This is a genomic window from Blautia schinkii, assembly GCF_013304825.1.
Taxonomy (GTDB): Bacteria; Bacillota; Clostridia; order Lachnospirales; family Lachnospiraceae; genus Blautia_A; species Blautia_A schinkii_B.
The window spans coordinates 90,219-103,554 of the sequence record NZ_JAAWUO010000013.1; the positions used below are offsets into that span (position 1 = coordinate 90,219).

Sequence of the window (13,336 nt, forward strand, 5' to 3'; positions counted from 1 at the left end):
TATATAGCATAAAAAATGCTGGCATTTCTCTTTATCACATCTTTATTCATATAAAAACAGTGGCAACCGGCTGACATGGTCAATTTCTCTGACTTTAGTCCCATTTGGCTTTGCGTCACGGCTTTTCAACCGTTTTGCTCTTTATTATTTTATTTTCTTTGATAAGAATAATACCATAAGTTTACCACGTCAATATATCCCTTTAAATTTTATTAAAATTCCAAGTATTTCTTCTCTCATCGTCCGGTAAGTCTCCGTTGATCTATACAGTTCTGATAGCTGCAGCCACATGATCAGTCAAAATCTCTGGTAATGTTCGTAAGCCACTTATTTCTGAAATAGTGGATGAATACCACAGGCATTTTTTCGAACTCATCCAGAGTCATTATAAAATATACCCAGACAGGCGGCAGTTTTAAAACATATGCTGCAAGGAAAGTAAGAGGAACTGCAACAAGCCACATAAATATGGAATCCACGATCATTCCAAACCTGGAATCACCACCGCCTCTGAAACAGCCGCATATAAGACAGGTATTGATACCCTCTCCCACAAGACGCCAGGTGGTCATAACTATAAAAATGCCAAGATAATAAATGGCTGTCTCTGTCAGTTTATCCCGGTAGAAATCAAGTATCATAGGACGGACTGCCAAAATAATGGCACATCCGATCAGACTTACAATAATTGTTATTATCAGCATACGTTTCCCATATTCTCTTGCTGTATCCTTATGGTCTTTACCAAGCTCCTGGCTGATAATAATGGTAGTAGCGTTGGCAAAGCCGCGACAGGCGATAGCACCAATGTTTACCACCATAACAGCAACGGCATTTGCGGCAACCATATCATCACCAATGTGGCCAAGAATCGCTGCAAATGCTGAGCTGGCAAAGCTCCAGACAACATCATTTATTACAGCCGGAGAGGCAATTTTCATAAAGTCCCGAAACAGAATACCAGATTTTGCAAAGAAATATTTTATCCGGAATCTGACATCGGAGCTGTTTAATGAATAGATGAGACAAATCAATACCTCTGCGATTCTGGCAATAACAGTACCAAGAGCAACACCTGTAACGCCAAGCTTTGGAAGTCCAAACAATCCAAAGATAAAGGAGGCATTACAAAGCACATTGACACAAAGAGATACAATGTATGTAACAGAAGGTATCATTATTTTTCCGACACTTCGAAGAGCACTCATAAAAACCTGAGAGAATCCCATAAACATAAAGGAAAATGAGATTACCTTCAAATATTCACTGCCGGCAGCAATAGTATCCGGACTGTTTGTGAAAATCTTCATAATCGTAGTCGGCATGGAAAAGGAGATAACGAAAAATACAAGAGAAACGATCAGCGAGATTCTCTCTGCCAGGCCGAGAATCTTTTCTACTGTCTTTTTATCCCCCTTTCCCCAGTACTGGGCACATAAAACCGAGGTACCTGTGGCCATGCCGTAATATAAACAGAAAAGAATAAATGTATACTGGTTGGCAAGGGACGAAGCCGACATGGCAGTCTGGCTTACATATCCCAGCATTACGGTATCAGCAACATTTACCAGTGTTCCGATCAGATTTTGAATCATGATCGGAAATGCTAATTTTGATGCATATTTCAAGAAATCTTTTTTATTTAACATACAACAGTTCTTCCTTAGTTCTTAGAATTTATAATCCTGTGGCATATCTGACAAAATGCCTGACTGACTCATCTTTCGCAGGCAATCCGTCCATATCGAAGTCCTCAAAATACAGCTCCATCCTGTCATTGAGTGGAAGGAAATTCTCATCTGTCCAGGACCGGTTTTGCAGCACTACTCAGGTCCTCAGTGAATTCCTATAAGCTATTTACTTATAGAGAACAGTATATCATATACCTTACAAAACCGCGAGGTTTTTTCAGTATTCTCCCTAACATGATCCCATTTGCATCCAGCCGTTCACAGCTCATGTGCTATGCAGATGCCGCACTTTATGAAACAAATTTTCCCTGAACAAGCGAACCGCCTTATAATATATATTCCAGCTGCCTTTCTTTTGTCCGCATTCCCATTTTCTCATAAAATTTTTCTGCTGAAATATTACCTGCCCATACATTCAATGTTACTTCATAGCATCCCAGCTGCTTTGCTTCGTTTTTTACATATTCAAACAGGCTTTCCCCAATATGCTGACCTCGTGCCTCCTGATCGACACACAGATCATCTATAAAAAGAGACTTAAACGGCACCATATTGTTTGAAAAAGGCTGCTCCTGTAATTGACAGAATGCATATCCCACACAAACATCAGCCTCATCTGCTGCAACATATATTGGCTTTTCTTCGTTTTTCAGAAGCTCTGCTAATTCGTCTGTCTTATATTTTGTTGTGGCTGGAATAAAAATATCAGGCCTTATATCTGCATGAATCTGCAGCACCTGCCCTAACAATTCCAGGATTCTCGGAATATCTTTTTCTTCTGCTTTTCTAATGATCATTTTTATCCTCCCTGTTTCTCAACAACTGATTTTATAGGTTCTTTATACATACCATAATACCATCGTGTGGATTCCTGGTAAAGAAAAATCGACGGTTGCAAAAGCAATCCGCCCTCTTCTGTTAGTGTAAACTAACCTCTGTATATAAAAGAAACCATGTGAAAACAAAACTGTAATTTCACATGGTTTCTTTCCCTGTGTATATTCGGTATATCACTTAAGAAAGCTTATAACAATAGCATCATTTTAGACAGGCAATTTTTTTCCGTTCAACCTTCTTTTGCAAAATTCCTTATATTGGAATTATCTTATTTATAATTATCTGTAATGTATTCCGCTCCAGTAAATATTATCTTTCACTATCGTTTCCTTCGGAAGCACTACACCATCCAATGCCCACCTTTTATATTCTGCAAACCCTACACGGTCAATAATATATCCCACATGTTCCTTGCCACCAGGCGCACTTGGATCAATATATTTTTTTACAAATTTATAGGTGTTCAGGATAACTTTGATGATGGTGTCTTCATCTGCCCAGATCAAAAAATCTTCTCCCAGGCGTGGATTTTTCTTTCCTGTTCGTCCCATAAGTGTCAGACGATAATATTTCTTTTCGCTTCTGGTCCATGCTCTGGTCGGACATTTTGTCACACATACTCCACAGCCTACGCATTTTTCTTCATTGCGCACGATTCTGTAATTATCCATCTTTAACGCATCCACCGAAAGCTTATCACAGCCTTTTACACAGGCGCCACAGGATACACAACGATCAGGGTCATATTGTGGCTCTGTCATACCAATAATTCCAAAATCGTGCATTCTTGCTTTGATACAGTCATTGGCACAACCTGTAAGTGCAATTTTAAAATGAAGATCATTAGGAAATATAGCCTTTTCGATTCTCTTCGCAAAAGCTGCTGTATTATAATTTCCAAAAGGACAGACTCTGTTTCCGATACATGCACAGACATTTCTGGTTCCTGATGCTGAATACCCGGTACCTGCCTCATTTTGATTGATCTGAAGATTATCAATGATCGGTTGAAGCATCTCATTAACTTTATCCATATCTTCCATATGGATTCCTTCAATTTCGAATCCCTGACGGGTGGTAACATGGATCTGTCCGTTTCCATATTTTCTGGCAATATCCACCACCTGCTGCATAACATCTGCATTACAGCACCCTCCCGGAACACGCACTCTGGAAGCCGTAAGCCCACGGACCTTTGATACACGGAAGGCATTTTTCTTCAGTTTCTTTGTATTGATATCCATTACAATTTCCTCCCCCCTAATCAAACAGTTTTTTGCCTTCTGAATAACAGAATACCGGACCATCCAGACAAATATATGTATCATTCATTCGACAATGTCCGCATTTACCAAGTCCACAGCACATTTTTCTCTCCTGAGATATCCAGATCTGTTCTTCCTTCATTCCCAGCTTTAAAAGCTCTGCTACTGCAAATTTCATCATGACCGGTGGTCCGACAACAATAGCTGCAGTCTCATGGATATTATCAAGCTCAAGTTCCGGAATATATTTTGTAACAAGTCCTGTCCTATAAGAATCGTCATCAGCGGAATCCACTGTCAGGATCAGCTCCATCTGCTGTTCCCAGATCTTCAGATCCTCACGGAACAAAATATCTGACGGCGATTTAAACCCAAGGATCGTGTGTAATTTTTTCACTTCATCCGGATGCTCACCGAAGTAACTGATCACTCCTCTCACAGGAGATACTCCTGTTCCACCAGCTACCACGATCAGTTCTTTTCCCTGATAATTCTCCTTCTCAAAACCATTTCCATACGGGCCACGCATAAAAAAACTGCTTCCCTCATTCAATTCAAAAATCTCTCCGGTCACCTTACCAACCTTACGTATGGTCAGGTCGACATAATCTTCTCCTATGCCACTGACAGAAATCGGTGCCTCACCATATTTAGGAATAGAAACTTCAAAAAACTGTCCCGGTCTTACTTCACCCACATATGTCATACGGAATGTATATTCTGTCTCTGTATGCTTCACGATTTCTTTTATCTTAGATAAGAAAGGAATATATTCATTCGTCATCTCACTTTCCCTCCTTTTCTTTCAGTTTCTGAAGACATGCAATATAGGAAATATACTCCGGACAGACATTTTCACAACGTCCGCAGCCGACGCACATATGATATCCGAATCTTTTCTTATGATCTGAAATTTTATGTAATACCTTAAAACGCATTCTTTCACCCTGACTTTGGCGGAAGCTGTGTCCTCCGGCAATATCAGAATATCCATCTACCTGGCAGGAAGCCCATACACGACGACGCTCTCCGGCCTTTGGATTATCTTTATAAAAAATATCCTGCATAGTAAAACAGGTACACGTAGGACAGACAAAATTACAGCGTCCACAGCCAATACATCGACTGCCATATTCCTGCCACATGGAATCCTGGTGAATTATATTTGGAAGTTTTTCCGGAACCTCTACATGAACCTCATTATTTTCCACAAAAATCGGTTTCTCCTGAACATTCTGTCCATAATCCCATAATAATTCTTCCAGTTCTCTGCATTTCAGCTCCATGTAACATCCATTTTCATCCTGAAAAATATACATATCATATTCTTCACAACGATTCGTTCCCATACTTACGCAAAAACAATTTTTTCCGGATTCCTTACACCCCATCACAGCAAAAACTGTATTTTCCCGCATTCTTCTGTAATAATAATCCTCTGCACCATTTTTCAAATACATGTCGTCCAGGCGTTTCAGGGCATGAAAATCACAGCTTTTTAAGAAAATCAACCGCTGTCTTGCTGCTCCGTCTGCTGTTTTCATCTCATTCTCCGTAAAATAAAGAATCGTCTCAGAAATCGGAAGCAGTACCTCCTTAAAGCTGTAATCCGACTTCTGATTCCAGACAATCTCTTCCCAGCTGTTCAGCAGACCATAACGAACTACATCTGTATCTGAAAAGCATCCTGTCCCCTGGTAAATTTTCGGTCCATACACATCATAGGATTTCTGCAAAATTTTAAAAATATTCTGCATCTCATCACTGCTGACTCGTTTTCCCATCAGATACCCCTTTCTCATAATCACATTTTATAAAATTTTGCAAGACCATCAAAATCTATCAGAATAAATCGCTTATTGCCATAACAGATCAGACCTCTGTCCGTAAGAACCTTACAGGCACGAGATACATTTTCCCTTGGTGCACCAACCAGATCAGCCATCAGGGTAATGGTAAGATCAATATCTATCATCACCCCGTCTTCCGTATCTACGCCAAAATCACGACCGAGCTTCCATAATTTTGCAGCTATTTTTCGCTCCATCTGCATGTTTCCGGTCGTATTCTTTAGCTGGTGCCCCATTCGCCAGAGATTTCTCTCATACTCTCTCAGAACAGATCTTGTCAAAGCATGGCTCTGTTCCATAAGCTGAAGAAACTGTTTTTCTGCAATTTCTATCACCTGCACCGGACAGGCAGCCTCACAAAAAAGTGCATTCGGCTTTTTGCTTACAATGCTCTGATTTAAAAGCCGTCCTTTTCCCAGGATAAAAATCACCTTTCGATTTCCATGCTTGGTCAGATTATAAAGCATCACTTCGCCGGAATACACAAAATATACTGTTTTGGTTCTGCTGCGTGAATGAAAAATCACTTCTTTTTTCTTATAAGAAACAACTTTACTTTCATTAAGCAGGTTCTGCAGAATATCCTTTGGTATTTCTTTAAAAAAATCCATCTTCTCCAGTTCCCTGAGTGTTATCTGTCCCATTGTATCAACCTCACTGGTATAGCTTTTGCAGTTTCTGATAATAAACTACTCTTGTCTCGCTTTCCTTTTGTATTATAATGAAAAAGTTTATCGTTTTCCGTGATGTATATCACATTTTTATTCCTGAATCCGTATCATTACAGACAGTCAGCTCAAAATGGTTTCTGTTTGTTTTTATAAGCCCTTCTTTTTGCAGCTTTGATATCTCCGAAGACATTGCCGCACGGTCAATGCAAAGATAATCTGCCAGCTGCTGCCGGTCAAAAGGAATGTCAAAGGATAACGATGCCTGTCTGATGGATACTGCCGACAGATAGGACAGCAGCTTATCCCTTGTCGTTCGCTTGCCAACATGTGTGATCTTATCGTTGAGGATCAGGATCTTATTTGCCAGGACCCCGACCAGGTTACGGATCAGCTTCTGATGATGGTCACATACTGTTGGGCAGGAAACCAGAAGCCTTTGAACATTTAATAAAATAATCTCACAATCCTCGTCTGCTACCACACTGACATTCAGAACAGCTCCCGGACTTGCTGCATATGGTTCACCAAAAAAATCTCCTGCATGACATTTTGACAGAATATTCCGATGTCCCCACAGGTCTTCCTGAATAACAAGAACACAGCCTGACACCACAAGTCCCATTACTTCAGTAGAGTCTCCGGCTCTGAAAATATAAGAATCCCGTTTTCTGGAGATCGTTGCTGCATTTACACAATGCAGTATGGATAATATCTCATTATCAGTAAGACCTTTAAAGAAAGGGCTCGTTCTTAGAATGGATAAATATTTTTTCAAAATTAATCCTCCTGTTGGAAATCAAACATACACGTTGTAATTATTATACTATACTCCTAACAGAAACCAAGGATAAATACTACTGGCCGAGGATAAAATAATAAGAAAGATCCTTCGGAAAAATCACAGAATAAAAGGAGAATACAATAATGGATAAAAAAATGTTTTGTTTTCAGTGTGAACAGACAGTCGGATGTACCGGCTGTACAGGAAATGCCGGTGTCTGCGGAAAAAAAGCAGATACAGCGAAATTACAGGACGAACTGACAGGTGCGTTGATCAGTCTGGCTAAAGCTGCCGACAGCACGGAAACTATTTCAAAAAGGACCGGACAGATCATAATCGAAGGACTGTTTACTACAGTTACAAATGTAAGTTTTGACAATGCAGCAATCGAAAATATGATACAAAAAGTCAGAGCTGAAAAAGAAAGGCTGGCTCCTGACTGCAGAACAAAGGAATATGATCTTCAGCAGCTGTGGAATGCCAATGAAGATATCCGCTCCTTGAAATCTCTTATTCTCTTTGGTATCCGCGGAATGGCTGCCTATGCCTATCATGCAAATGTTCTGAATTATGAAGATGCCGAAGTGAATCAGTTCTTCTGCGAGGCATTATCTAAGATCGGTTATGAAGAAAGCACAGAAGCACTGCTTTCCACAGTACTCAAAACAGGAGAGATCAATCTGAAGTGCATGGCACTTCTTGATAAGGCAAATACAGAAACCTATGGAACACCAGAGCCAACTGATGTTACACTTACAGTAGAAAAAGGGCCTTTTATTGTCGTGACCGGACATGATCTGAAAGATTTGCAGCTTTTGCTTGAACAGACTGAGGGAAAAGGAATCAATATCTATACACATGGTGAAATGCTCCCTGCCCATGCCTATCCATTCTTAAAGAAATACTCTCACCTGAAAGGCAATTTCGGAACTGCATGGCAGAATCAGCAGAAAGAATTTGACCATCTTCCGGCCCCGATCCTCTACACTACCAACTGTCTGATGCCTCCAAAAAGCAGCTACGCTGACAGAGTATTTACAACAGAAGTAGTTGCCTTCCCAGGAGCTGTCCATATTGACGAGAAGAAAGATTTCACACCGCTTATTGAAAAAGCACTGGAGCTGGGTGGTTACAAAGAAGATCAGATGTTCTCCGGTATCAACGGTGGTAAAAAAGTGACAACCGGTTTTGGTCATGCAGCTATCCTGTCCCATGCAGGTACTGTGGTAGAAGCTGTAAAATCAGGCGCGATCCGCCATTTCTTCCTGGTTGCCGGCTGTGACGGTGCCAAGCCAGGTCGAAACTATTATACGGAATTTGTGAAGCAGACACCTTCTGACAGTATTGTCCTCACCCTGGCATGTGGAAAATTCCGTTTCAATGATCTCGATCTGGGAGAGATCGGTGGTCTGCCACGACTGATGGATATGGGACAGTGTAATGATGCTTATGGTGCGATCCAGGTTGCTGTGGCACTTGCAGATGCATTTGGATGTTCTGTAAATGAGCTTCCGCTTTCCTTCGTACTCTCCTGGTATGAACAGAAAGCAGTCTGTATCCTGTTAACCCTCCTGCATCTGGGTATCAAAAATATCCGTCTTGGTCCTTCTCTTCCGGCATTCCTTTCTCCTAATATTTTGAATTTTCTGGTAGAAAATTATGGTATTGCACCTATTACCACACCGGAAGAAGACCTCAAAGCACTGGTGAAGCATAATAAATAAATTTTTCAAAGCCCCCACAAAATAGTGGGGGCTTCTACCATTTCATAAGAGCCTTAGCGGTATGTTGTTTCTTTATGTTCTTTATAAATATTTCATCATTGTTGGAACAAGAATATTCATATCAACAGGCTTTGCAATATGAGCATTCATTCCAACAGAAAGAATCTTTTGTGTATCTTCCGCGAAGGCATTGGCAGTCATCGCAATAATTGGAATCCCGGCTTTTTTAGTATCCTTCATCTTTCGAATGGCTAATGTGGCATCATATCCATTCATAACCGGCATCTGAATATCCATAAGGATCATCTTGTAATAATCAGCATCAGCCTTTTCAATCATGTCAATGCATGCAACACCATCATTTGCAGTCTCAACAATACAGCCTTCTTCCGTCAATAGCTCCGTTGCGATTTCTGCGTTGATCTCATTATCTTCGACTAATAAAATCCGAACGCCGTTCAGGCAATTCTTATTACGCAGATTACTTTTTTTCTTCATCATAGAATCTTCTTTTGACGCTTTTCTGCAAGGAACAGTCACTGTAAATATGGATCCCTCACCCTGCTTGCTTTTCACTTCTATTGTGCCATCCATGAGATCTACAAGCTTTTTCGTAATACCCATTCCGATGCCGCTGCCCTCAATATGACTGACTGTAGAGTTACGTTCTCTTTCAAAAATTTCAAAAATGTGCTTTTGAAAATCTTCAGACATACCAATTCCATTATCGGTAATGGTGATGATCATATTGCACCAGTCATCTTTTTCACAGGATTTCTGTACAACATCACAGGATATCGTACCTCCTGTATTTGTATACTTTATAGCATTGCTTATAATGTTGAAACAGATTTCTGATAAGTGTGGTGCATCCATATATACATACGGATACATAATTTGTTCCGTCAGAGAGATTGTCTGATTTTTACTTTCTGCCAGCTGTTGGAACATAGCGACACAATTTTCAAAGTTTTCATGGACATCCGAAACATCATATTCCATTTCGATCTTATTATTTTCAATCCTTGCAAGATCCAGAACATTACTGAGTAACGACAAAAGTCTTTCTCCGCATATTTGTATTGTTTCAAGATATCTGCCAAGTTTTTCTGTTTCTTTCAAATGTCTGGATGCCAGATCTGCATAACCAATAATTGCATTCATAGGAGTCCTGATGTCATGAGACATATTGAACAGGAATGATGATTTTGCTTTATTTGCACATTCTGCTTTTAATTTAGCTTCCCGCAATTCTTCCTCTTGTCTTAATTCCCGCAGTTTTTCTTCTGTCACATCTCGATTTGCAATCAGAACTGATGTAACCTTTCCATTTTTATCATAGCTCTGAGGAACAACCATGGAAAGAAACCATGCTCCATCCTTTTTTTTGAATTCGGAAGACATAGATTCTTTATTATGGAGCCGTGCCGCCATGGTTTGTAAATCAAAAAAATCTATATACTTCTGTACAAACGGTTCTGCTATCACACCTTCAATAATCTTAAACTGAGGATCCCAATCTGCAATATTATCTTTTATATCCAAATCCATTTTTCGAGATCTTTTGACAAGTTCAACCTTCTTTGTTTTTAAATTCAGCCTTGAGATGTGATAATAGGCAGTGCCCAATCCCTGAAGTGCCTGCCGAGTTTTTTTGACCTGCTTTCCCAATGTGAGAGGAAACTCTTCACCGTCCATCTGTTCCAGATCTGGTACTGATTGATGCAGATGCTGAACCAGCCATTTCCCATTCGCCCGCTTATAGATAATCGTAAATCTTGTCTCCATTTCAAAACAGCTTGAACCATCCTTAAACAGACCCACAAAATCTACTGTCCCATATGCAAGAACATGGTCATCATCAAGTCTTTCTTCTTCCTGATGTAAATTTCGCACTTCAATTCTGATTTTATCTCTCCGTTTTACATCCAATTTAAATGATTCTAAAAACTCCTGCAGATTCCTGTAAAGTTCATGTTTCCCGGTTCCAATCAGACTGATATTTTCGTCAAAGTAATTTTCGATACCCAGATCATTTGCTGAATCAGCGTTAATATATATTTTCAAAAGCTGCTCTGTGAGTTTTTTGAAATCATCCATACTCTTTTCCCCCGCCTGAAAATCCAAAATGATTTTTGGTTTTCTGCCTAATTCCAAGTTTCTCCATTTGCCATTTTCTTCCCGAATTTCTGAATTTCTGAATTTATATTTCAAATCGTTCACTTTATTATAGCATAGCATCATATTGTTATGCCATCAGTTTTTCAAGCCAGGTGTCCCTGGCAATTGTGACACCACTTCAACAGGCGGCCATGATCTTCTGAGAGCCACATAGGATATTAAAAAGTTCGCAAACCAACCAGCTGGTACAGCGAGCCAGACAAATACAATGCCAAAACGCGGTGCACAGATCAAAGCAACAGACAGGCGAATCGCCAGGTTCACCATGTTTGCAATGAGGAACGGGCGCATGATTCCGAGACCACGAAGGACCCCATCTGTTGCCATTTTGATTCCCATAAAGATGAAGAAGTAACCGAGCCATCTCATATAACCCTCGGATACCTGGTAAGCCAAGGCAGTTCCATCTTTACCAAGAAATAGCGAGGAAATCTGAGTATGTAATGTTTCAATGACTATAAAAGCAAGAACTGCAAAACATATATCTAACACCAGTGCTGCGTGATATCCTTTTTTGATCCGTTCAATTTTCTTTGCACCAAGATTCTGGGAAACATATGGGGAAACCGCATTGCCAATCGATACAAAAATCAATGAAAAAACATTCTCTACCCGCATCGTCGCAGCATACCCCGCGAGTGCCTGTGTACCGAAGGGATTTACAACTGCCTGTACGATCATCATACCGATGGACACTGTAGACTGCTGAAGAACCGATGGTACAGCAATTTGAAGCATGGAATGTAACTCCTGCCTGTCAAACCAGTCAAAGTGACTTTTATATCGACGCATCCTGCTAAGGAAAAGCAAGAGTGAAAACACCGCAGAAATTCCCTGTGCTATAAGAGTCGCAAGAGCTGCGCCAAACACGCCGAGACCAAGTCCGGCCACCATCCAAAGGTCCATAAAAATATTTAAGATTGACGAAAATATCAAAAGCCCCAGTGGGATTTTTGATTCGCCTATGGAAGTAAACATATTGGAAAGAATGTTATACATAAACAAAAAAGGAAATCCCACGAAATATACCCGCAGATATAACACTGCATCATTCAGTATATCTCCAGGGGTTTGCAACACACTCATCATCCAGTGGGAAAAGCAAAAGCCGAAAACACCAAGGACTATGCTTAGAATTAAAAAGCTAAACAAGGATGTTGACACGATGGTTTTCATTTTTCCATACTCCCTGGCACCGAAATAGCGGCTCACGAGCACACCTGCACCGACCCCGGCGCCCAGTGCCACACAAATGAAAACGTTGGTCAGTGCTGCACAGGCACCGACAGCCGCAAGTGCGGAGGAGCCAACAAACTGACCAACGATGATGGAGTCAGCCATATTATATATTTGCTGAAAAAAACTGCCCAGAATCATTGGCATTGCAAAAAACGTCAGCGCTTTAAGAGGCGCATCTGTGATTAAATACTCATCTTTTGACATTATCATATTCCCCCACAGGTTTCATAATTTCACTTATTCTTCCTTTCATCAAAATTAGTTTTGTACATTCTGTGTTTCTAATGCGTGACTTATATTGCGGATATTCAGTAATAAACCGCTTAATTACATTGGCATCATTCCAGTAATGCATTGGAAAAATGACATTGCAATCTACATTTTTAAGAAAATACAGGATCCCGTCGGCATAGTGATCTCCCTGTCTCGGATCCAGTGGAACAAATGCAGCGTCAAAATACATACCCTTGATTTTCCTGATCTCCGCACGATATGCTGAAGTAAGTCTCTGATTATCAGTTTTCGACTCACCATCCCAATACCAGTCGTTTAAGTCACCGGCATGGTAAATGATGCCTTCCTTTGTTTTAACAATAAATGCAACACCACTATCGTTGGATAGTAATGTATCGACTTGGGTTCCATTATCCAGATTATAAGTTTGATCATGATAAACATATGTGATCTTCATACCCGACAAATGGTTCCTTTTTCGTATATCATTCGCCAGAACTGCCTGATAAGTCATACCCATATCATCAAGGATCCCAAAGATTTGTGGGTTAAAATGATCCTTATGGAAGTGACTGCAAAAGACGATCACTTCTTTTTCCTTGTCAAGATTCGGTAATTCACCCTTGTAATAATCAAAAATATAGTAGCAGTCTCTTGTTTCAAGTAAAAATCCACTGTGATTAATGTAAGTAATTTTCATAATATCACCTGTATAAATTAACGCCGGTACCGGATAGCAAATCAACACATCCCCTTACTTTAAATAATGTCCTCACCCAGACCAGCCGATATAATATAGTAAACCTCTTTTTTACCAAGATGCTGCCAGATTGGATAAGTACGGTCAATAAAAGTCTTCATCT

At 40.2% G+C, this 13,336-nt stretch carries 11 protein-coding genes and 1 riboswitch; of the genes, 1 reads left to right on the plus strand and 10 read right to left on the minus strand.

Annotated features, from left to right (window positions below):
- Positions 1–58: 58 nt before the first annotated feature.
- Positions 59–149: riboswitch (cyclic di-GMP riboswitch) on the minus strand.
- 144 nt (positions 150–293) lie between these two features.
- The 7 genes from HFM85_RS11140 to HFM85_RS11170 all read right to left on the minus strand — a co-directional run bounded on the left by HFM85_RS11140 (position 294) and on the right by HFM85_RS11170 (position 7,089).
- On the minus strand, positions 294–1,649 hold the full coding sequence (locus HFM85_RS11140; protein ID WP_173738200.1) for an MATE family efflux transporter: 1,356 nt from the start codon (positions 1,647–1,649) through the stop codon (positions 294–296).
- Positions 1,650–2,017: 368 nt separating this feature from the next.
- Positions 2,018–2,488: a GNAT family N-acetyltransferase gene (locus HFM85_RS11145; protein WP_173738201.1), complete on the minus strand. Its 471-nt coding sequence runs from the start codon at positions 2,486–2,488 to the stop codon at positions 2,018–2,020.
- A gap of 318 nt (positions 2,489–2,806) precedes the next feature.
- On the minus strand, positions 2,807–3,772 hold the full coding sequence (asrC, locus tag HFM85_RS11150; RefSeq protein WP_173738202.1) for a sulfite reductase subunit C: 966 nt from the start codon (positions 3,770–3,772) through the stop codon (positions 2,807–2,809).
- A 16-nt stretch (positions 3,773–3,788) separates the two neighbouring features.
- Positions 3,789–4,577: an anaerobic sulfite reductase subunit AsrB gene (gene asrB / locus HFM85_RS11155; RefSeq protein ID WP_173738203.1), complete on the minus strand. Its 789-nt coding sequence runs from the start codon at positions 4,575–4,577 to the stop codon at positions 3,789–3,791.
- Position 4,578: 1 nt separating this feature from the next.
- Complete coding sequence (gene asrA / locus HFM85_RS11160) at positions 4,579–5,577, minus strand: anaerobic sulfite reductase subunit AsrA (protein WP_173738204.1); 999 nt, start codon at positions 5,575–5,577, stop codon at positions 4,579–4,581.
- A gap of 20 nt (positions 5,578–5,597) precedes the next feature.
- Positions 5,598–6,287 carry a Crp/Fnr family transcriptional regulator gene (locus HFM85_RS11165; protein ID WP_173738205.1) on the minus strand — a complete coding sequence of 230 codons (690 nt, stop codon included), beginning with the start codon at positions 6,285–6,287 and terminating at the stop codon, positions 5,598–5,600.
- A gap of 109 nt (positions 6,288–6,396) precedes the next feature.
- Positions 6,397–7,089, minus strand: coding sequence for a Crp/Fnr family transcriptional regulator (locus HFM85_RS11170; protein WP_173738206.1), 693 nt, complete (start codon positions 7,087–7,089; stop codon positions 6,397–6,399).
- 149 nt (positions 7,090–7,238) lie between these two features.
- Here HFM85_RS11170 and hcp point away from each other — a divergent pair, with 149 nt between their 5' ends.
- Positions 7,239–8,819: a hydroxylamine reductase gene (gene hcp / locus HFM85_RS11175; protein ID WP_173738207.1), complete on the plus strand. Its 1,581-nt coding sequence runs from the start codon at positions 7,239–7,241 to the stop codon at positions 8,817–8,819.
- A gap of 81 nt (positions 8,820–8,900) precedes the next feature.
- Here the strand turns inward: hcp and HFM85_RS11180 are convergent, their stop codons facing one another.
- The 3 genes from HFM85_RS11180 to HFM85_RS11190 form a co-directional block, all read right to left on the minus strand.
- Positions 8,901–10,919 carry an ATP-binding protein gene (locus HFM85_RS11180; protein WP_173738208.1) on the minus strand — a complete coding sequence of 673 codons (2,019 nt, stop codon included), beginning with the start codon at positions 10,917–10,919 and terminating at the stop codon, positions 8,901–8,903.
- Positions 10,920–11,075: 156 nt separating this feature from the next.
- The gene (locus HFM85_RS11185) at positions 11,076–12,443 is read right to left on the minus strand and encodes an MATE family efflux transporter (protein WP_119240418.1); all 1,368 of its coding nucleotides are present in this window, start codon (positions 12,441–12,443) and stop codon (positions 11,076–11,078) included.
- Positions 12,430–13,173 carry an MBL fold metallo-hydrolase gene (locus HFM85_RS11190; protein ID WP_118063987.1) on the minus strand — a complete coding sequence of 248 codons (744 nt, stop codon included), beginning with the start codon at positions 13,171–13,173 and terminating at the stop codon, positions 12,430–12,432. The genes HFM85_RS11185 and HFM85_RS11190 overlap by 14 nt, the downstream gene beginning before the upstream one ends.
- Positions 13,174–13,336: the final 163 nt, after the last annotated feature.